The sequence below is a fragment of the Exiguobacterium sp. s43 genome (genome assembly GCF_018617255.1).
Lineage (GTDB): Bacteria > Bacillota > Bacilli > Exiguobacteriales > Exiguobacteriaceae > Exiguobacterium > Exiguobacterium profundum.
Genome location: NZ_JACSJT010000001.1, coordinates 956,831 through 976,802, shown reverse-complemented (window position 1 = coordinate 976,802; position 19,972 = coordinate 956,831). Strand labels below are relative to the sequence as shown.

The following is a 19,972-nucleotide window of genomic DNA, read 5'->3' as shown; positions in this document are numbered from 1 at the left end:
ATAGAGGGCATGTGAGGAGGAGTGATGAGATGCGAATCGGCATTGATTTGGATGGAACCGTTACAGATCCTAAAAGTTGTTTTATATATATGAATGAATCACTCGGCTATTCGATTGACTATCATCGTGCGACCGAGTACGAGTTGCACACGTATACGACGATGGAGCAACATGAATTTTGGAAGTTTATGATTGAAGAGGGGCATGAAGAAGCGATTTACCGTCGTTCACTTCCGCACTCTGATGTGTTGGATGTGTTATGGGAATTAAAGCAGCAACATCACCTGCATTACGTCACCGCCCGAAGTGAGGCGGTTCGACCGGTTACCGAAGAATGGATCAAACAGCATCGTTTGCCCCTTGATTCGTTGGTCATGACCGGTTCTCACGATAAAATCAATGTCGTCAAAGACTTGTCACTCGAACTGTTTATGGAAGACCGGTATGAGAATGCCATCTCGATTCATGAAGAAACGTCAATTCCAGTACTCCTATTCGACGCACCCTATAATCGTAAGACGTTACCTGAAGGCGTAACTCGCATTTCGACATGGCGTGAGGCGTATCACCATGTCGCGCAATTGGAGAAACAAATCGTTCTACAGCAACGTTAAAAGGCAAGCCCGACACAATCGGGCTTGCCTTTTAAATTCGTCCGAGCTCTTCGATTATATCGCTTGCGAGTACACTTGCGGGGTGTATACTCTGGCTAATCGACTTGGCAGCGAGCGCATGCCATAGCACCGCTTGCTCGTTCGGTGCCGAAGGCTTTTTTCTTCTAGCCCATAGCGCAAGTAGGATTCCGGTCAACACGTCCCCACTTCCACCTTTCGCTAACGCCGATGCTTCAACGGTATTGACGGCACCTGTTCCGTCAGGTGTAACGATGATCGTATACGTTCCTTTTAAAATCAAATGGACTCGGTGTTGCTTCGCGAACTCACAAGCGATGGAAAACCGATCTGCCTCGATCTCTTCAACCGATTTTCCGGTCAATCTTGAAAATTCACCTGGATGCGGTGTCAGCGTAAGCGGCCCCCGGGTTTCCAATCGTTTCGTCGATAGTGCCCCAGCGTCCAAGATGACAGGACAAGACTGCTGTTTTGCGTATTGCCAAATGAGATTCAACGCTTCCCCTTCGACCATACCGGGACCGATGGCAAGTGCATCGTACGGTTGTTCCACCACATCGGTGTGTTGCTGATACATCGCCTCAGGCAGTGTTGAGATAAGCGGGATCGCTTCACGTGGAATGGAGAGACGTAATAAGCCGATACCAGAACGAGTTGCAGCACGACCACCCAAGAATGGCGCACCGAGAAAATGACGACTCCCCCCGATAAGCATCCCGTGTCCATATGTCGTCTTATGACTGAATTGGTCGCGCTCCAAAAGAGATCGATCGAAATCAGTTTCGGTCAACACCTTCCAATCGGATGTATGTCGGAGTCCGATATCAATCCGTTCCACTTTGCCATAGAATGGAGCAGTCCGATTTAAGAATGTCGAACGTTTGAAACCGTGTAACGAATACGTATACGTCGCCCGTATCGCTATATTATCAAAGTCTCGAGCATGATCACTCGGTATGCCTGATGGTACATCAATCGAAATGACAGGCGTCGATTGACGATTCACCCATTCAATCACTTCCCGCGCTTGACCAGTCACGGGACCGGACAACCCAACGCCAAACAAGGCATCAATGATGATATCTGTTTGGATTGGCCGTTCCACAAGGCGAAGGAATGAAGATGCATAGGAAGCATGGATTGCAGCCGCCTCCGTTTGACTTTTCCCTAACGGTGACCACACGCTGACCTCATGCCCTTTCATAGCAATCTCTCGAGCTACGACCCAACCGTCCCCACCGTTGTTGCCTGTGCCACAAATCACCAAAATGGTAGACTGCGAATCGATTCGAATGTGAGGCACAATCGCCGAGGCCGCTCGCTCCATCAACACCTCTTCGGGCATCCCATTTTGAATCGCTGTGCGATCGATCTGCTTAATCTCAGCAGCTGTATAGATCATCTAACCTCCCCCTTCGATACAAAAAAGGGATTGAATCAAATCAATCCCTTTTGCTTACATTCTTTACAATACCCATATATCTCAAATTTATGATCGACCACTTCAAATTCAGGGTCGAGCGCCTCTACAAAGCGCATCGGACATAAATCGAGCAGTTTCGTCTTTCCACAGCTCCGACAAATCAAATGATGATGGTGATGTGCCGCACTGCAGGTGACTCGAAAGGATTTCTCACCATCGAGTTCCGTCGCTTCAAGTAATCCTTCCTCCGCAAACGACTTCAAATTTCGATACACCGTATCAAAACTCATCGTCGGATGTTTGTCTCGCATGTACTCGAGTACTTCCTTCGCACTGATATATCGGTCTTCTTCAGAGAGATAAGCATACATTTCAAGACGTTTCGGCGTCACTTTTAAAGAAGATGCACGAAGACGATTCAATTGTTCAGTCTCATTCATGTTGTACCTCCTTTTTCTTAAAACTCATGACTTTCTCGAACGCCATGACGGCTGCTAAAATACCGACTGCTATCAATACGATAACACCGCCCGGAGCGACATCGAGATCATACGCAAGGACAAGTCCACCGATTGTCGCGACCTCTCCGAAGATGATGGACCACATAATGGTCTGTTTGAAACTCGAAGTAAAGCGTAGCGCCGCTGCGACGGGTAACGTAATCAAACTAGATACGAGAAGTGTTCCAACAATTCGCATGCTGACGGCAATCACAAGCGCTACAATGAACATGAATAAAAGGTGAAGCATCGTACTCGGTAATCCTGACACTTTTGCCTGTTCTTCATCAAATGACAAGAACAGCAACTGCTTATAGAAAATAAGAATCACAAAGGCCGTCAAGACGGCTACACTGACAATCAATGTGATGTCCGATTGACTCACAGCTGAAATCGATCCAAACAAGAGTGTGGACAAGTCGACCGAGAATCCTCGTGATAGCGAGATAAAGATGGCACTAAGTCCCATTCCTGCGGACATCATAATCGGAATGGATAGTTCCTGGAAGTGCACATATTTACCTCGAAGCCAATTGAGTCCTAACGCAGCCAATACAGAGATGAGCGTTCCCATATACAGTGGGTTCAGGTCAGCGAATAGAGCGATATATTGTCCGAGAAATAAACTGAACGAAATTCCGGCAAGCGTCATGTGTGACAATGCATCGGCAATCAAGCTCATCCGTCTCACTACAATGAATGAACCGATGAGCGGTGCGGTAAACCCGATCACAAGTGCTGCAATGAACGCATAACGTAAAAAACTATATGTCCAAAGATCTGTGATCATGTCGTTCCCTCGTGAACAAGAACTTTGACAGGATAAGGTTTGATGGACGATGCGAGTTCTCCGAGCTCGCTATATTCTCTCAGTCCACAATTGCATGCTAATCGTCCGCGGTCGAGATGGACGACTTTCGTGACAAGATCGGTCACCACGTTTAAATCGTGGGTGACGAGGACGAACGTACAAGTCGTATGTTCACGAAGCATATGCAAGACTTCATAAAAATCTTGTAAGTGTTTTTGGTCCACGCCGACGGTCGGCTCATCGAGAATCAATAGATCAGGCTGGTTGACCATCGCCCGAGCGATAAAAACACGCTGTTGTTGCCCACCGGACAGATCTCCAATTTTCCGATGACGAAACTGCCACATGTTGACCGTTTGTAACGCATTTTGAATCGCTGCCTGGTCTTCCATTTTTAAACGTTTGAATAAACCGAGACGTCCATATCTGCCCATCGCAACAACTTCTTCGACGGTAACCGGGAATCCCGAGTTAAAGGAAGCCGCTTTTTGGGAAACGTAACTGATACGAGACTTGTCTTTAAACTGCGAAATGGGCTTGCCGAACAATTCGACCGACCCTTGTTGCGGGTTCAGTAATCCAAGAATGGTTCGAATCAAAGTCGACTTCCCAGAACCGTTTTCTCCAACGATTGCGACAAAGTCCCCTTGTCGAATATCAATCGATACGTTTTGTAAGGCTGGTGTCCCATCATAGAAGTAAGACACCTCGTTTAATTTGACGACAGATGTAGTCATCTAATCCCTTCTCTCATATGTTAAATCGTAATCATTTCTACTTTCTAGGCGTTTGTATTATACAGAATATCACGCATACCTTCAAGCAAGACCGGTTTCATCTAGCCAAATGGTGAACTACTCGCCACTTATCTGTTTCACAAATTGAAGTGGGAGCTTCTTGGGAAGACCGTACTTTTACTAGCCACGGTTATGGACCAAGCTCGTCGGGCAGTCCCTGCCCTGAAGGATTTGTCAGTCAGCCAACATCAATAGGTTGATGCTCGCGTTGATGTCACGGTCATGATTCGCGCCACAGGCACACGTCCATTCACGGACATCCATCGCCTTCTTCTCGCCTTTCACGCCACAAGAAGAACAGATCTGCGTCGATGCGAACCAGGGGTCCGCCTTAATGAGCGTCCGTCCGTAGAAGTTTGATTTGTACTCGAGTTGACGGACGAACTCGTACCAACTGACATCTGCAATCGCTTTGGCGACCTTGTGGTTCTTCATCATGTTGTTCGACTTCAATGTCTCCACGACGATGACTTGGTTCTCGTCAACGATCCGTCTCGACAGCTTGTGAAGGAAGTCCTTACGTTGATTCGTGATCTTTTCGTGTTTCTTAGCCAAAAGTAATTTGGCTTTTTCACGATTCTTGCTCCCGATCTTCTTGCATGACAAAGCGCGCTGCGCCTTCTTGACCTTCGCTTCGGATTTTCGGAGAAAGCGAGGGTTGTCGACCTTCTCGGAGACCATCGCATCGTTCGTCATGACGGCGAAGTGTCCTATACCGAGATCGATCCCGACCTTGTTCTCGGCTGGAATCCATGGTTCATCGTCCTGTTCGACGAGGATGGAGATGAAGAACTTACCCGTCCTCGTCATCGAGACCGTCGCCGACCGGATGACGCCCTCGAACGGACGATGTTGTGTGAACCGCACGAACCCGACCTTCGGCAGCCGAACCTTGCCCGCCTCGATGCGGATCGTTCCGTGCTGGTTGTTCGTCGTGTAGGAGGCGCGTGAACGTCGTCTCGATTTGAAGTTCGGGAAGCCGCCCGTCCCGGCGAAGAACTTCGCGAACGCGGTGTCGAGGTTCAGCTTCGCGTTCGCTAGCGCGAGGCTGTCCGCCTCGGCGAGGAACGGGAACAGGGGCTTGAAGGAGGCGGGTGTCGCCGGTTTCCGTCTCGTTCCGTTCCCCGCTTTCGCCTCCTCGCGGATGGCGATGCGGTCCTCGAGCAGCTTGTTGTAGATGAACCGGGCGCAGCCGATCGTCTTAATCAGGAACTCGGCCTGTGCCGGCGTCGGGTGGAGCCTGTATTTATAGCCTTTCAGCATGTCCGTCCCTCCTCCCTCCAGCAGATCGTGATATGTTCTCCTCATCCGATACCGCGGAGGGAGAGGGAGAATCTGACGTAATCACGAACTTTTGTTCGTCATATCTGTCACAAGGGAAAAAAGTTTTGGACCGGGCGATTCATCACCCGCCTACGCCGGGCTTCGCCCCGAGACGCTTAGAGGAGGGAGAATTCTCGCCTGATTTTGTTAAAATTAACGTAAATCGTATGTTCGTTCAAAACCTTGTCGATTACACTAGTATTATGAAGGGGATGGTTTTATGGAAAAGAAACTGGCAGTTATTGATATCGGATCCAACTCGATTCGAAACGTCATCTTCGAAGTGAACGAGGAAGGACAATACTTCGAACGGTTAAATGTGAAAGAAGTCGCGCGATTGTCCAGCCATATTAGTGATGCGAATGAAATGACTGAAGAAGGAATCGCTTCACTCATCGATACGTTACGTCACTTTAAAGAGTTAAACGACCATCATCACGTTACTGATGTGCTCCCAGTAGCGACAGCAGCCATTCGAAACGCAAATAACTCAGATGAGATTTTGCAGAATGTCAAACAATCTACTGGGATGACCATCCGCCTGTTGAGCGATTACGAAGAAGCATTTTACGGATATTCGGCCATCGTCAACTCTACCTATGTGGAAGATGGATATTCTGTCGATATTGGTGGGGGATCAATGGAAGTCACATATTTTCAGAACCGCGAACTCGTCTTCTATCATAGTTTCCCTTTCGGTGCCGTGACGTTAACGAAAGAATTCATGAAAGATGAGACGATGACGAAAGACGAGCGGAAAGCGTTGACCGCATACTTAAAGAAGGCATTCAAGGAAATTGAATGGCTCGAACCACACGGTGTCCCTCTTGTCGGTGTCGGCGGGACGGCTCGTAACTTAGTCCGGGTCGAACAGACCATATCGAACTTCCCGCTTGAAGGAATCCATCAGTATACGATTTCTGCTGAACAATTGGAGGACGTCATAGATGAACTCGTCGGAATGTCGAGCAAACAACTCGGACGTTTGGATGGGCTGTCAAAAGACCGGGTCGACATCATCGCGCCTGCCGTGACAGCAATCGGCGAACTCGCTAAATATTTGAAAGTACCTGAGTTCACGATGAGTAACAATGGACTCCGTGAAGGTCTCTTCTATGAAAACTATTTACATGAGCATGATAAAGTTCGTTTTGCCGATGTGAAAGAAGAAAGTTTTCGTCATTTTGAAAAACAATACGACGTGAACCCGACTCGTCATCAACATCTCATCCGATTGGCTAGACAGTTGTATACCGGATTAATTGAAGTGAAGGCGATTAAACCGAAACCATTTGAGCCTGGTCTTCTTGAAGGTGCCTGCCGCCTTGCCTATGTCGGTGAATATATCGATCACAACAATAAAAGTGACCACACGTTCCATCTGATTACCACAAACGATTTCAAAGGACTAAACAACGAGGATCGACTCGCTCTTGCCCTCGTCACATCCTTCAAATCAAAACGAGTATTGGAACAACATATCGAGGCTTTCCCGAAATGGTTTGATCAAAAGTTATTGAAGAGTTTGGAGCTACTCGGGTCGATTGTGAAACTCGTCGATGCCCTCGACTTGACGGAGCGTCAGATCGTGACGGACATCCATGTTGCTAGTACAAAGGACGGTCTCACACTTACGCTAGATACGAATGGTTCTGCACGTTTTGAGTTGCAGCGAAGCACTCGCCATAAAAAGCATTTAGAACGCGCAATTGATCAATCGATTGAGATTGTCTTGAGCGAGGAGGAGTAACCATGTCCGAATATACGAATGAACATTTTAACAACCGTGAACTCAGCTGGCTCGACTTTAACGAGCGTGTCCTCGAGGAGGCGATGGATGAACGAAATCCATTGATGGAACGATTGAAATTTTTGGCGATTTTCAGTTCTAACCTTGATGAATTTTATATGGTACGAGTCGGTGGATTGAAAGATGAGGTCCTCGCCGGGTTCAATCGTCCGGAAGATAAGACGGGCCTCACTCCAAAACAGCAGATCAAGTCCATTTCGATGCGAGCGCAAGAACTCGTCGAGACACAATATGCGACATATAAAAAAATCACGAAACAGCTATCGAATCAGCACGTTCGCTTCTTACGGACGAAACATTTGAACAAGACCCAACAAGACTTCGTGAAAGAGTACTTTCGAACGCACGTATTCCCTGTCCTGACACCGATTGCAGTCGATGCCTATCGTCCGTTCCCAATGCTCTTATCCAAGTCACTGAACATTGCTGTCGAGATTGCCTCGAATGGCGAAGGAAAAAAACGACTCGCCCTCGTTCAAGTGCCATCCGTTCTTCCGCGGTATCTGGAACTACCTACTGATGATGAAGAACATACCGATTTGATTTTACTTGAGGATTTGATCATTCAATTCATCGACTCACTCTTCAAAGGATTTGTCGTCGAGTCCACGATGCCATTCCGAATTACGCGGAACGCGGACATGCCGTTTCACGAAGAGGGCAGTCGTGACGTCTTGAAACAAATTGAGAAAGAATTGAAGAAGAGAAGATATGGGGTTGCCATCCGACTCGAGGTACAGCAACGATCGTTACGAAAAGAACTTTTGTTCATGCTACAAGACGTCCTTGACTTACATGACCGGGATATCTTTATTGTCGACGGTCCGATCGACTTGACCTTCCTGTTTGGGATCTACAATCAGATCGGGATGGAATATGATGACATGATCAATGAAACGTTGATCCCATTTATCCCAGAAGGTCTTGAATCGGGCAAAGATTTATTCCAAAGTATCGCTAAACAGGATTATCTGCTCCATCACCCGTATCATTCATTCGATCCAATCGTCCGTTTTATCGTTCAAGCCGCCAAAGACCCGAACGTCTTGGCAATCAAGCAGACACTCTATCGCGTCTCCGGGGACTCTCCCATCATCAAAGCCTTGACTGATGCAGCCGAGAGCGGAAAACAAGTCACTGTCCTCGTCGAACTAAAAGCACGTTTTGATGAAGAAAAAAACATTCAATGGGCGAAGCAACTTGAGAAAGCCGGAGCTCACGTCATCTACGGCTATAAAGAACTGAAGACACACTCAAAAATCACCCTCGTCGTTCGCATTCTAGAAGGTGGTGTGTTGCAACGGTTCATTCATCTTGGTACCGGTAACTATAACGATTCGACCGCCAAGCTATACACAGACATTGGGCTCCTCACGACAAATGAAGAACTCGCTGAAGATGCAACGAACTTTTTCAACTGGTTATCCGGTTATGGGGAACGACCATCTTGGCATCAGTTCGAGACGTCGCCTGACGACATGAAAGACTTCTTCTTGAATAAAATCGATGATGAGATCAAACTGCATGAAAAGTACGGCAACGGTCGCATCGTCGCTAAGATGAACTCGATCACGGACCGGGCCATCATCACAAAATTGTATGATGCTTCGTCCGCGGGAGTGAAAATCGATTTGATTGTCCGAGGCATTTGTTGCTTACGACCGGGAATTAAAGGGGTCTCTGAAAACATCAAGGTCATCTCGATCATCGACCGATATCTCGAACATTCCCGAATCTTTTATTTTTACCAAAATGGAAAAGAAGACTTGTACTGTTCCTCTGCGGACTGGATGACACGAAATATGAAAAAACGGATCGAGATACTCTTCCCTATCTTGAACGCATCACATAAAACATACATCAAAGATATGATGGCCCTTCAACTCGTCGATAATGTGAAAGCAAGAAGACAACGTTCTGACGGTCGCTATGTATACGTGAAACGAGAGACCAACGAGGAAGAGATTCAATCTCAAATTATCATCCATCAATATACGGGTGGTCGATGGAACAACATACCTAGCGTATTCGAACGAGAACCGTCAAATTGGGCGGAACGCGAAGTGCTCCGCCTTCGGGCCGAGAACGAGAAAATGACAGATGACTGATGTTAGACTTCTCAAATAAGAAAACTCGTTGTATAATAAATTCGATTCAGTTATTATGAAGCGCTTTCATTTAGAGACGGAGGAATTATTTATGCAGGAGATTTTATTATCATTACTCGCCGGCTTGATTTGTGGTGCCATCTTCACCGCACTCAAACTGCCACTGCCTGCCCCACCGGTATTGCCAGGAGTTGTTGGGATTTTCGGGGTATTCCTCGGAATGAAGGTTTATCAATTTGCTGTAGCGAACTGGCCATTCTAATAAAAGATGCCCTCGAAAAAGGGCATCTTTTATTATTTAGTCTAATGTATGAATGGCTTTATGACAGGTCGGACAAACCCAGATGCCACGTTCCTCTGTCAAGTGATACTCAATCAAGTGATACGCCTCTTGCCCAAAGCGTTCAGCTAGGTCTTCATGACAGTTCGCACAAGTCGTCACGTTCGACTTTGGTGCTAGAAGTTTTTCTCGAAACAAGTGCGCCTCATATGACGCTTTCGTCCATTTAGACGATGGTACATGATAGCCGTCATTCCATTTTGTTCGAATCGACTCGTACGGTTCATCCCCCTCATACATTCCCACTTGCAAGAGCGGATGATGAAAATGAAGTTGTAACAGGTCGACTAAGGAATACAGCGCTATCCCTTCCTGTTTCTCTCCGAGCCAATACGGATCGTCTGGTCGCTCAATCGTCTCTTCAAGTAACACCTCTGCTTCCGCCACGATGCCATGCCCCATCACTTCGATAAATGCTGTCGGTGTCGTCACGGACCCCTTTACATAAACCGGACTTTGTTCAAGAAAATAAGTCGGGAATGCGTTCCAGACATCATATCGCTTTGGATCGACTTGTAGGACGTTCATCGCTTATTGATGAGCGAGCGTGAATCGTTCACGCCACTCGGCATCAAATTGATTGGCACGGAACATTTCAATCTCTTGTTTATATGGAGCGACTTTTGTTTTTTCGCTAATCGGGATATATGGCGTTTCTAGAATTTTCGGTAGATGCGCAAATGCCTCGTGATGAATGACACGATTCAATGTATCAAACCCGATCTCTCCGTAGCCAATGTTTTCATGACGGTCTTTTTTTGCACCGCGCACATTCTTCGAATCATTTACATGAATCACTCCGAGACGGTCGAGTCCGACGATGCGATCGAATTGTTCAATGACGCCGTCTAAGTCACCGACTAAGTCATATCCTGCATCATGGACGTGACACGTATCAAAGCAAACTGAGACTCGATCATTGTGCGTCACGCCATCAATGATGGTCGCAAGCTCTTCAAACGTCTTACCAAGTTCGCTTCCCTTCCCTGCCATCGTCTCAAGCGCAATCTTCACTTTTTCATCACCCGTCAACACTTCATTCAATCCTTCGATGATTCGAGCGAGACCGACTTCTTCTCCCGCTCCGACATGAGCGCCTGGGTGAAGAACGACGTGACGAGCCACTTGGAGTGCTTCTGCCCGTTTTAATTCCTGAGTCAAGAATGAAACAGCCAATTCAAACGTCTCTGGTTTCGTCGTATTCCCGAGATTGATGATATATGGTGCGTGAACAACAATCTCTTCGATGTCATGTGCGGCCATATGTTTGAGTGCTGCCTCAATATTTAAATCTTCAATGGGTTTACGGCGTGTGTTTTGGGGCGCACCTGTATACACCATCATCGTATTCGCCCCGTAAGAGACAGCCTCTTCACTCCCTGCTAACAACATCTTTTTACCTGATACCGAAACGTGTGAACCTATTTTTAACATCCTCATCTTCCCTTCATCATCTTCTCTCTCTAGTGTACACAAAAAGAAGAACCGACTCCAAGAAGTCGATTCTCCCAAACATTATCGTTTATTTTTCTTACGTGCTGCACGGCGATCCGAGCGTTGCTGTTGCATATGCTCACGTGATGCCGTCTCTTTCAACTTATACTTGAATTTCTTCTTATAGCCAGGCTTGACTTTCTTCTTCGCCTTCTTGATTTCACCGGCCATCCGACTATGAGCCGTGTGTGAGACCTTCATCTTACGGTCTGTTTGGCGACGACGACGTGTCTTGATCGGTTGAATCGAACCGTTGCGCAAGTCCACATGAGTGAATTCGAACCCACGTTCTTCAAGTCTGTTGATCGGTCCATTCTCATGGTCCTCATATAGTGTGTACGCCTCACCTGACGCGCCCGCACGTCCCGTACGACCGACACGGTGCGTATAGAAATCAAGATCTTTCGGAATCCCATGGTTGATGACGTGAGAGACTCCTGAAATATCGATACCGCGAGCCGCCAAATCCGTGGCAATCACGTATTGGTATTTCGCGTCGTTAATATCTTTAATCGCCTGTTTACGGCGACGTGCCTGCATATCTCCGTGCAATGTACCGACGTTAAGTCCAGCCTCACGGAACGATGTCTCTAACTCATCCGCTTCTTGCTTTGTGTTTGTGAAGACGAGACAAACGAATGGATTGATTGCTTTCGCAATCTCGACAGTCAATTCTTTACGGTCACGGTGACGAACGGGGATCACGTGGTGCTTGATTTTTGGTGCGACGCGATGCTCGGGGCTCGCCTCTGCAAAGCGTGGGTCATGAAGGTATTTCTTCAAGAACGGTTCAAGGTTCTCAGGAATCGTCGCTGAGAAGACCATCGTTTGCAGTTTTTCAGGAAGCGCCTGTGCGATGCGGTCGACCTCGGGCAAGAATCCCATATCGAGCATTTGATCGGCTTCATCGACGACAAAGTGTGTCACTTTGTGCGGGAATAACGCCTGTGCTTTCATGAGATCAAGGATTCGTCCCGGTGTCCCGATGATTAACTGTGGCGGATTTTTCATCTTATCGATCTGACGTTCGCGGTCTGTCCCTCCGACAATCAAACTCGATTTGATGTAATCTGGGTTTTTAATAAGAATCGATTTCAATTCTTCATGAATCTGCCAAGCGAGTTCGCGTGTCGGTGCGACGACGATTGCTTGAACTGAAGCATCTTCTGGATTGATCGCTTCAACGATCGGTAACAAGAACGCAAGTGTTTTACCCGTTCCTGTCTGTGATTTTCCAATAATATCTCGACCATTCAAGGCAGCCGGAATAATCCGGGCTTGTATATCGGTCGGTTTCGTAATGCGCTTTTCTGTTAACGCATCAACCATAAACGGTAGCAATTTGAACTGTTGGAAGCTGTTCAATCGATACACCTCCTGTTTCTTTCCACTTTTCCTAGCATAGCGGAATCAAATGATTTGTCAATCAATCTTTTGCCACACCTTCATATAAATAACTCGATGAATAATAGTGTTTGGCAATTTTCTTTCCATTTAAATGTTGTTCGAGTGCTTTGAAGCCGACTTCCATCATCTCGTTCGGTGACTGCACGACAGTGGCATTGACCTTCCCATTTTGAATGAGCGGATAGATATCTGAAATCCCGTCGACCGACACGATCGTCTTGTCCGTCAAACCATGACTTTCTAAAGCCCGGACGACACCAAACGTATTATCATCATTATGTGAAAAGATTGCATCAAACGGAATCTCTTCTTCTAACCAACGTGACATCTCGATTTCAGCTTGGAATGTGTCATAGTTCCCGGTGATGGATGCAATGATCTGAAAATCGTCGCCATGTTGCTTTTCGTACTCTCGGATACCAAGACTTCGGTCCATCGTGGAGCGAACTTTCGGCGTCCCCCTCACTTCGACCACGCGAATCGGACGTTCGAGCTCACTATACTTGGCAGCAATTTGTTCGGCCGCCATCCGACCGATGTCGACATTGTCGGATACGACAGATGTGAGCACACTCGGATGATCAATCATACGGTCAATCGCAATAATCGGGATGTTTTTTCGTTTTGCGCGTTCTAATGAGGGTTGAATGAACGTGTCATCGAGAGTCGTCAAAAAGATGGCCTCGACACCCCGGTCAATCAATGAATCTAGTTTTTCTTTTTCAAGGACACGCGAGTCTTCACTCGTGGTCGGAATCGGGATGAACCCTTTTTGGTTTGCTGTATGCACGAACGAGTCCAGTAGTTTATTCGCATGCTCATGTTTATCACTGACAAACACGAATCCGACTTCTTTTTCATTCGTTTTTTGCTCTGGGAGTTGAATCGAGGTGATGAGGAGAATCGTCATGGCCCACACGACCGGTAACCAAAGCCAATAATGTTTTAGTCCTTTCATGACGGTTGTCTCCTTGGGATTTTGATTAAAATCGCGGTCCCCTTTTTCATCACACTATCAATCTCCATCGCACCGTTAACGCTCTTCAAGTACTCTTGAATCATATAGATCCCTAGACCATTCCCACTTTCCTTCGTCGTATTGAAGGCGGAACCAACTGTCTTGAGTTGTTCCTCACTCATGCCAATCCCGTTATCCTCAATCAAGAAGCGATATTCCTGCTCCGTAAAGAGGACCGTCACGACGACACTACCTTCAGCCCCTTTTGATTCGACGGCATCGACCGCATTTTTGAAGAGGTTGTAGATGATTTGAACGAGCATATCAAAGGATGCATAAAATGGAGGCATGTCGTTCGGTACAAGTAATTCCCATTTCGTAGGTCGTTTATAACATTCGGCATCCATTAAAAATTCAAGTCGTTTCGCAAAGTCTAACATGTTGATCCAATCTTCGTTTTTACCAGCCTGATCTGGTTTGGCGAGCGTCAACATCGTTGAAATCAAATCATTCGCCCGCTCCAGTTCTTTGATGGCGACATCCACCATATCTGAGCTACCTTGACCCTCGCGCACCATTTGTAACGTGATGTGGACGGGAGTTAGAGGATTTCGAATTTCATGGGCAATTCCCGCGGCCAATTGACCGAGTGAAGCTAATTTTTCTTGATGCAAAATCAACTGTTGCTGACTCAACTGTTCACGTCGTGACGTTTCCATCCGTTGTGCATAATCGTTATACGTGTCGAGTAGCGTCTCCACTTCTTTCGAACCGGTTCTTTCCAACGAGATCGTTCCGAGCGATTGTTGTTGTTTAATTTGATTGACCAGCTCGACAAGCGGATTCGTTAACGTCCGGGAAAGCAACAATCCAACGAGAATGCTCAGGAAGAATGTAACGAGCGCAATCATCAAATACTGCCAACGCGTGTCGTAGACCGTTTCATAGACGGAGTCATTTTGATGTTTTGCGAGCATGCTCCATCCACTGACTCGTGCATCCGGTTCAAACATTACCGTATCTTCATCCGTACTCAAGATTGTCCGTTCGCTTCGATCTAATGCTTCGTCGATGACTTCACGCGATATCCGACGCTCTGCATCTGTGACCAAGTTGAACGAAGTCGTCAACACTTCGCCTTGCTCATCTAACAAGTATAGAATCATGTCATCATTCGCAGATTCCAACGAACGACGATACAAGTCAGAGTTCAAGACACTAATGCTTCCCCCAAAAATACCGATTGGTCGGTTCTCTTCGATGACCGGAACGTATAGGAAAGTTCCCATATCCCCACTGATCATCACAGGGTCACTCATATATAGTTCTTTTCCACTTGCAGTCAATACTTCCGTAAACTTCGGATCGCGTTTCAAGACAGAAGAGGCGACTTGTCGCTCCGAGTACCATTTAAATGAGTCTTGATTGACATCATAATAAAAGATGGACGTAAAACTCGTGCGTTGATTCAAATATCCTGTTCGGATCCGTTCTTCAATCCATGGCTCATTTCCAACGTAAGCGCCTAAGTAAACTAAATCCTCATACAATTTCCCAAGTCGGGACTCCACATTCTCAATACTGTCATCGATGGCGTAATCAAATTGCTCTTTCGCCAATTCTTCTGCTCGAGACACCGTGACGCGGTCAGCAGAGAAGGCAAGTGATGAAATGACAAGTGCTAAAATAATGATGATGATGAACGTAATTTGGAAAAAGTACGATTTTCTTAGTTCACGCAATGGTTTCATGCGATTCACGGCGTCCCTCCTCTCTAACCTAAAAATTATAGCATGAATACACGCAAATCTTTTCGTATTTTCGAAACAATGTTAGACTAATACGTATGAAAGCACTTCGAAAGGAGCCTTCGTCTTCATATGAAAGTTAAAAAAATTAGCCCACGCGGATATTGTTATGGTGTCGTCGATGCCATGAAGCTCGCAAATGAGGCGGTCGCAAATCCAGATTTGCCACGCCCGATTCATATACTTGGAATGATTGTCCATAACCGTCACGTCACGCAGGCGTTTGAGGATCTCGGTGTCAAAACCGTTGATGGAGAAGACCGCATGCAAGCGCTCGAAACCATCGATCGAGGAACGGTCGTCTTCACGGCGCACGGCATTTCACCACTCGTCCGGAAACGTGCCATCGAGAAAGGATTGACGATTGTAGATGCCTCTTGTCCTGACGTCTTGGTCACACACGATTTGATTCGTGAGAAAACGGCAGAAGGATATGATGTCATCTATATCGGAAAACACGGGCATCCGGAACCGGAGGGTGCAATTGGTGTTGCACCAGACCATGTTCATTTGATTCAATATGAACATGAAATCGATCAGTTGCCGAGTCGCTTGTTCGAACGAAAAATTTTGGTGACGAACCAGACGACGATGAGTCAATGGGACGTTTCCGCATTAATTGAAACGATTCAAGCCCGTTATCCTCACGTGGAAGTGCATAATGAAATCTGTAACGCGACGCAAGTTCGACAAGAAGCCGTCGCTGAACAAGCGGGAGACTGCGAATTGTTGATTGTCGTCGGAGATCCTAAATCTAACAACTCCAATCGTTTAGCACAAGTTTCAAAAGAGATTGCCGGAACGAATGCATATCGAATCGGTGACTTGAGTGAACTTGACTTGAATTGGCTCGAGGGAGTCGAGACCGTCGCTGTGACGTCGGGCGCCTCTACTCCTACACCGATCACAAAAAAAGTCATCGACTTTTTGTCGCAGTATGACCCAGACGATTTAAGCACGCACGATAAAACGCCATTTCTTGAACTTCGGAGCATCTTACCGAAAGTGAAAGCTTTGCGTAAGTGAAGGAATCCCCCATTCTCTCAGAGGATGGGGGATTTTTAGGATTTACTTGAATTGAAACGGGTTCGTGTTGGCAACAGATTGAATCAAGTCGACATTAATTTTCGCTTTTTCAAACTTTTTGCTGAGCACATCGATTACACCTTGTTTCATGATACTCTCGACATGATGCCCTGGGTCTACGACTGCAAGCCCAAGGGCCATCGCATCATGAGCCACGTGGAAATATAAATCACCCGTCACATATGCATCTGCACCTTTGAAATGCGCAGTAGACACATATTTATTCCCGTCTCCACCTAATACGGCAACTTTTTCAATCGAACGCCTCGGGTCTCCGACGACTCGCACGCCCTCAACCCCAAAGCTTGTTTTCACGTGTTCGGCAAACTTTTCAAGTGTCATGGCCTGTTCAAGTCGACCGATTCGCCCTAGCCCAAATACATGACCGTCGATTTCATCGCGCATGAGGTCATACGCGACTTCCTCATAAGGATGGGCGTCTTTCATTGCTTTTAGTACACGCTTTTTCTGACTCTCCCGAACGACCGTTTCGATTTTCACTTCGTCCATTTGTTCCGTTTCATGTGGGCGACCGATGAAGGGATCTGTCCCTGCGAGCGGAGTGAATTGTCCCGTTCCGGATACACGGAACTGACAGTCCGCATAGTCACCTATATGTCCCGCACCCGCTTTTCCTAGAGCACGGGATACGTCTTGCGCATGCGTGGATGGAACGAATACAGATAGTTTATAGACCGGCTCTTCATAGGTCGGGACGAGTACTTTCGTATCGTGAAGACCGATCGCCTCACTCATCCAATCGTTCACACCACCGCTGCATACGTCTAAATTCGTATGGGCGACATAGACCGCGATATCGTGCTGAATACATTTCATCGTAATCTTCCCAGCCGTGGAGCGGTCATTGACTTGAGCTAACGGACTAAAGATGGGGGGATGATGCGCGATAATCAAATCGATTTGTTTCTCAATCGCTTCATCCACAACCGATTCAAGTACATCAAGCGTGACCATGACCCGTTTGACTTCTTTGTTGAGCGACCCAATCTGTAAGCCGATTTTATCCCCTTCGACCGCTAAATGTTTCGGTGCGAATTCCTCAAACAATTGAATCACTTGATTGCCGTTCGCCATTACTGACTCACCTCTCTCATCTTGTCACGCATCCGTTTGAACTCCACTTGTTTTTGAATCAAGGCTTCCGATTGAATGCCAGCTGCCATCTGTCCAAGCACATAATCGAGCTTATCAGCTTCACGACTCCACTTGAGTTTAAATGCTTCTGGTCGCTCTTGAACGAGATATGGACCGAATAACAACTGCCACATGCGCTCGTCCGACTCATCACTATAAATGGACTCAATTCCTTTTTCTCCGACAAGGATTTCGTAGACTTTATCATTTTCTTCCACAATTGCCTCTTCGACAAGGACATATCCATGTTCAAGCAGCCAGCTTCGTACGTGTTGCCCATCAACGTTCGGTTGAAGGACGAGCCGTTCGACCGCACCGAGCTTATCTTGACCCGCTTCGAGAATGGAGCGAATCAAACTGCCGCCCATCCCGCAAATCGAGATACACGTCGCTTCATTGGGCTGTAAGACAGCAAGACCATCGCCAAGGCGTACATCAATGGCATCACTGGCCCCAATCAAATCGACTTGTGCTCTCGCAGCTTCCATCGGTCCAACGTTCACTTCACCCGCGATTCCTTTTGAAATGATTCCTTGCTGAAAGGCATAGCATGGGACATACGCATGATCCGAACCGATATCGGCGAGCACACTTCCTTTTGGGATATAATCGACAACCTGCTTCAATCGTCGGTCTAACATGACACGTTCTTGCATACAGACAACTCCTTTGTTCTACTTCTTCCCTAGCGTATCGAATTCTCTACAGTTCGACAACAAAAAACGCACCCCATCACGGAGTGCGTCACCTCTTATTGTTCAATCAACCAGTTCGCAAGCACTTCTGCTTCTTCAGCTGATGCAAGACCTGCTGGCATCGCACCTTGACCGTTGACGATGATGTTTGCGATTTCTTCTGGTGAGAGACGATCGCCGACACCTGTAAGTGCTGGACCGACGCCACCTTCAAGGTTTCCGCCGTGGCAACCTGTGCAACCCTTCGCAGCATACAACTCTTCTGGGTTCATTTCAGTGACTGCTGGACCTTCAGCCGCTTGTTGCGCCTGATTCACCCCAAAATACGATAATGATACCATGGCAATAATTGCGACGATTGCGATTGCCGCAAACGGTAACAATGGATTACGCATTGTAGTTCCCCCTCATGTTCATTCCAAATTTCTATCCAACACTATTTTACTCAAAAAATAATAAAGAAGGAAGGAAAATCACTCATTTTCCTTCCTTTCTTCTAAAACTTCACACTTTATTCAAATATGAAATTAATCGAGGAAGTCTTTCAAGCGTTTGGAACGGCTCGGGTGACGCAATTTACGAAGGGCTTTCGCCTCGATTTGACGAATCCGCTCACGTGTGACACCGAATACTTTACCAACTTCTTCGAGTGTGCGTGTGCGGCCATCGTCTAGTCCGAAACGCAGGCGAAGGACGTTCTCTTCACGGTCTGTCAACGTATCCAACACGTCTTCTAATTGCTCTTTCAACAATTCATAGGCTGCCGCATCTTGAGGAGCCATCGCATCTTGGTCTTCGATGAAGTCACCGAGATGTGAATCGTCTTCTTCCCCAATCGGTGTCTCTAAAGAAACAGGTTCTTGGGCAATCTTTAGAATTTCACGGACTTTCTCAGGTGTGAGTTCCATCTCTTTGGCAATCTCTTCCGGAGAAGGTTCGCGACCGAGGTCTTGAAGCAATTGACGTTGGACACGAATCAATTTGTTGATTGTTTCCACCATGTGTACAGGAATACGAATCGTACGGGCTTGGTCAGCAATCGCACGTGTGATGGCTTGGCGAATCCACCACGTCGCATACGTCGAGAATTTGAACCCTTTCATGTAGTCGAATTTTTCGACCGCTTTAATGAGTCCCATGTTCCCTTCTTGAATCAAATCAAGGAAGAGCATCCCACGACCGACATAACGCTTCGCAATCGACACGACGAGACGTAGGTTCGCTTCTGCGAGACGTTTTTTCGCTTCTTCGTCCCCTTGCTCGATTCGTTTAGCGAGCTCCGTCTCATCTTTCGCACTGAGAAGGTCGACACGTCCGATTTCTTTCAAATACATCCGAACCGGGTCGTTGATTTTGATTCCAGGAGGTACTGATAAGTCGTTCAAATCGACTTCTTCATCCTCTTTTTTCGCAGGTGTTTCTTCTGCGTCCGCAGCATCTTCTGTGACACGGATGTCTTTAGCCTCTAAATCTTCGATGAAGTTATCGATGAAATCCGAATCCACCTCGAAGTGACTAAGGCGATCTTGGATTGCTTGCATTGAGACGACGCCTTTTTTCTTACCTAACTTTTCAAGTTCCTCTATGGCGTTAAATAAATCCTCTTTCTTCTTCTCTGCCATCTA

At 46.8% G+C, this 19,972-nt stretch carries 19 protein-coding genes; 5 read left to right on the top strand and 14 right to left on the bottom strand.

Translation table 11 applies throughout. From position 1 onward, the window contains the following. Positions 1 to 29 precede the first annotated feature (29 nt). Positions 30 to 614 carry a hypothetical protein gene (locus KNO79_RS04970; protein WP_214690750.1) on the top strand — a complete coding sequence of 195 codons (585 nt, stop codon included), beginning with the start codon at positions 30 to 32 and terminating at the stop codon, positions 612 to 614. A gap of 31 nt (positions 615 to 645) precedes the next feature. Here the strand turns inward: KNO79_RS04970 and KNO79_RS04965 are convergent, their stop codons facing one another. The 5 genes from KNO79_RS04965 to tnpB form a co-directional block, all read right to left on the bottom strand. Further along, complete coding sequence (locus KNO79_RS04965; RefSeq protein WP_214690749.1) at positions 646 to 2,034, bottom strand: NAD(P)H-hydrate dehydratase; 1,389 nt, start codon at positions 2,032 to 2,034, stop codon at positions 646 to 648. Positions 2,035 to 2,069: 35 nt separating this feature from the next. Continuing rightward, complete coding sequence (locus tag KNO79_RS04960; protein ID WP_012726625.1) at positions 2,070 to 2,495, bottom strand: Fur family transcriptional regulator; 426 nt, start codon at positions 2,493 to 2,495, stop codon at positions 2,070 to 2,072. Further along, on the bottom strand, positions 2,488 to 3,345 hold the full coding sequence (locus tag KNO79_RS04955; protein ID WP_214690748.1) for a metal ABC transporter permease: 858 nt from the start codon (positions 3,343 to 3,345) through the stop codon (positions 2,488 to 2,490). Before KNO79_RS04955 ends, KNO79_RS04960 begins: the two co-directional genes overlap by 8 nt. Continuing rightward, a complete protein-coding gene (locus tag KNO79_RS04950; RefSeq protein WP_074036635.1) occupies positions 3,342 to 4,103 on the bottom strand; it encodes a metal ABC transporter ATP-binding protein in 762 nt (253 codons plus the stop codon). Before KNO79_RS04950 ends, KNO79_RS04955 begins: the two co-directional genes overlap by 4 nt. A 234-nt stretch (positions 4,104 to 4,337) precedes the next feature. Then, entirely contained in the window at positions 4,338 to 5,426 is a 1,089-nt protein-coding gene (tnpB, locus tag KNO79_RS04945; protein ID WP_214690747.1) for an IS200/IS605 family element RNA-guided endonuclease TnpB, read from the bottom strand. A 280-nt stretch (positions 5,427 to 5,706) separates the two neighbouring features. Here tnpB and KNO79_RS04940 point away from each other — a divergent pair, with 280 nt between their 5' ends. The 3 genes from KNO79_RS04940 (at position 5,707) to KNO79_RS04930 (ending at position 9,666) form a co-directional block, all read left to right on the top strand. Next, positions 5,707 to 7,236 carry a Ppx/GppA family phosphatase gene (locus tag KNO79_RS04940; protein WP_074036632.1) on the top strand — a complete coding sequence of 510 codons (1,530 nt, stop codon included), beginning with the start codon at positions 5,707 to 5,709 and terminating at the stop codon, positions 7,234 to 7,236. 2 nt (positions 7,237 to 7,238) lie between these two features. Continuing rightward, on the top strand, positions 7,239 to 9,404 hold the full coding sequence (locus tag KNO79_RS04935) for an RNA degradosome polyphosphate kinase (protein WP_012726629.1): 2,166 nt from the start codon (positions 7,239 to 7,241) through the stop codon (positions 9,402 to 9,404). A 91-nt stretch (positions 9,405 to 9,495) separates the two neighbouring features. Continuing rightward, positions 9,496 to 9,666, top strand: coding sequence for a DUF1427 family protein (locus KNO79_RS04930; protein WP_012726630.1), 171 nt, complete (start codon positions 9,496 to 9,498; stop codon positions 9,664 to 9,666). Between the two features lie 36 nt (positions 9,667 to 9,702). On the opposite strand, the gene KNO79_RS04925 is transcribed toward KNO79_RS04930, so the two are convergent. The 5 genes from KNO79_RS04925 to KNO79_RS04905 all read right to left on the bottom strand — a co-directional run bounded on the left by KNO79_RS04925 (position 9,703) and on the right by KNO79_RS04905 (position 15,354). Continuing rightward, complete coding sequence (locus tag KNO79_RS04925; protein WP_196430869.1) at positions 9,703 to 10,272, bottom strand: hypothetical protein; 570 nt, start codon at positions 10,270 to 10,272, stop codon at positions 9,703 to 9,705. A 3-nt stretch (positions 10,273 to 10,275) separates the two neighbouring features. Beyond that, positions 10,276 to 11,178, bottom strand: coding sequence for a deoxyribonuclease IV (locus tag KNO79_RS04920; protein ID WP_214690746.1), 903 nt, complete (start codon positions 11,176 to 11,178; stop codon positions 10,276 to 10,278). A gap of 81 nt (positions 11,179 to 11,259) precedes the next feature. Further along, positions 11,260 to 12,603: a DEAD/DEAH box helicase gene (locus tag KNO79_RS04915; protein WP_012726633.1), complete on the bottom strand. Its 1,344-nt coding sequence runs from the start codon at positions 12,601 to 12,603 to the stop codon at positions 11,260 to 11,262. Between the two features lie 61 nt (positions 12,604 to 12,664). Then, the gene (locus tag KNO79_RS04910; RefSeq protein ID WP_159562493.1) at positions 12,665 to 13,603 is read right to left on the bottom strand and encodes a sugar ABC transporter substrate-binding protein; all 939 of its coding nucleotides are present in this window, start codon (positions 13,601 to 13,603) and stop codon (positions 12,665 to 12,667) included. After that, entirely contained in the window at positions 13,600 to 15,354 is a 1,755-nt protein-coding gene (locus KNO79_RS04905; RefSeq protein WP_236548986.1) for a sensor histidine kinase, read from the bottom strand. The genes KNO79_RS04910 and KNO79_RS04905 overlap by 4 nt, the downstream gene beginning before the upstream one ends. A 129-nt stretch (positions 15,355 to 15,483) precedes the next feature. Here KNO79_RS04905 and KNO79_RS04900 point away from each other — a divergent pair, with 129 nt between their 5' ends. Next, on the top strand, positions 15,484 to 16,437 hold the full coding sequence (locus tag KNO79_RS04900; protein WP_012726636.1) for a 4-hydroxy-3-methylbut-2-enyl diphosphate reductase: 954 nt from the start codon (positions 15,484 to 15,486) through the stop codon (positions 16,435 to 16,437). A gap of 42 nt (positions 16,438 to 16,479) precedes the next feature. Here the strand turns inward: KNO79_RS04900 and KNO79_RS04895 are convergent, their stop codons facing one another. From KNO79_RS04895 to rpoD, 4 genes are all read right to left on the bottom strand, one after another. Continuing rightward, complete coding sequence (locus KNO79_RS04895; protein WP_214690745.1) at positions 16,480 to 17,592, bottom strand: Nif3-like dinuclear metal center hexameric protein; 1,113 nt, start codon at positions 17,590 to 17,592, stop codon at positions 16,480 to 16,482. Next, the gene (locus KNO79_RS04890) at positions 17,592 to 18,308 is read right to left on the bottom strand and encodes a tRNA (adenine(22)-N(1))-methyltransferase (protein WP_214690744.1); all 717 of its coding nucleotides are present in this window, start codon (positions 18,306 to 18,308) and stop codon (positions 17,592 to 17,594) included. The genes KNO79_RS04895 and KNO79_RS04890 overlap by 1 nt, the downstream gene beginning before the upstream one ends. 95 nt (positions 18,309 to 18,403) lie before the next feature. Then, positions 18,404 to 18,742 (bottom strand): cytochrome c550, encoded by a 339-nt coding sequence (gene cccA, locus KNO79_RS04885; protein WP_012726639.1) that lies wholly within the window; start codon positions 18,740 to 18,742, stop codon positions 18,404 to 18,406. Positions 18,743 to 18,874: 132 nt separating this feature from the next. Further along, positions 18,875 to 19,969, bottom strand: coding sequence for an RNA polymerase sigma factor RpoD (gene rpoD / locus KNO79_RS04880; RefSeq protein ID WP_012726640.1), 1,095 nt, complete (start codon positions 19,967 to 19,969; stop codon positions 18,875 to 18,877). Positions 19,970 to 19,972 lie beyond the last annotated feature (3 nt).

Bases quoted from the DNA above. Each gene is read 5' to 3' on its own strand.
- KNO79_RS04955 (WP_214690748.1), bottom strand. From the start codon at position 3,345: ATGATCACAGATCTTTGGACATATAGTTTTTTACGTTATGCGTTCATT.
- KNO79_RS04930 (WP_012726630.1), top strand. From the start codon at position 9,496: ATGCAGGAGATTTTATTATCATTACTCGCCGGCTTGATTTGTGGTGCC.
- KNO79_RS04935 (WP_012726629.1), top strand. From the start codon at position 7,239: ATGTCCGAATATACGAATGAACATTTTAACAACCGTGAACTCAGCTGG.
- tnpB (WP_214690747.1), bottom strand. From the start codon at position 5,426: ATGCTGAAAGGCTATAAATACAGGCTCCACCCGACGCCGGCACAGGCC.
- KNO79_RS04960 (WP_012726625.1), bottom strand. From the start codon at position 2,495: ATGAATGAGACTGAACAATTGAATCGTCTTCGTGCATCTTCTTTAAAA.
- KNO79_RS04965 (WP_214690749.1), bottom strand. From the start codon at position 2,034: ATGATCTATACAGCTGCTGAGATTAAGCAGATCGATCGCACAGCGATT.
- cccA (WP_012726639.1), bottom strand. From the start codon at position 18,742: ATGCGTAATCCATTGTTACCGTTTGCGGCAATCGCAATCGTCGCAATT.
- KNO79_RS04910 (WP_159562493.1), bottom strand. From the start codon at position 13,603: ATGAAAGGACTAAAACATTATTGGCTTTGGTTACCGGTCGTGTGGGCC.
- rpoD (WP_012726640.1), bottom strand. From the start codon at position 19,969: ATGGCAGAGAAGAAGAAAGAGGATTTATTTAACGCCATAGAGGAACTT.
- KNO79_RS04920 (WP_214690746.1), bottom strand. From the start codon at position 11,178: ATGTTAAAAATAGGTTCACACGTTTCGGTATCAGGTAAAAAGATGTTG.
- KNO79_RS04950 (WP_074036635.1), bottom strand. From the start codon at position 4,103: ATGACTACATCTGTCGTCAAATTAAACGAGGTGTCTTACTTCTATGAT.
- KNO79_RS04890 (WP_214690744.1), bottom strand. From the start codon at position 18,308: ATGCAAGAACGTGTCATGTTAGACCGACGATTGAAGCAGGTTGTCGAT.
- KNO79_RS04940 (WP_074036632.1), top strand. From the start codon at position 5,707: ATGGAAAAGAAACTGGCAGTTATTGATATCGGATCCAACTCGATTCGA.
- KNO79_RS04900 (WP_012726636.1), top strand. From the start codon at position 15,484: ATGAAAGTTAAAAAAATTAGCCCACGCGGATATTGTTATGGTGTCGTC.
- KNO79_RS04905 (WP_236548986.1), bottom strand. From the start codon at position 15,354: ATGAAACCATTGCGTGAACTAAGAAAATCGTACTTTTTCCAAATTACG.
- KNO79_RS04925 (WP_196430869.1), bottom strand. From the start codon at position 10,272: ATGAACGTCCTACAAGTCGATCCAAAGCGATATGATGTCTGGAACGCA.
- KNO79_RS04970 (WP_214690750.1), top strand. From the start codon at position 30: ATGCGAATCGGCATTGATTTGGATGGAACCGTTACAGATCCTAAAAGT.
- KNO79_RS04895 (WP_214690745.1), bottom strand. From the start codon at position 17,592: ATGGCGAACGGCAATCAAGTGATTCAATTGTTTGAGGAATTCGCACCG.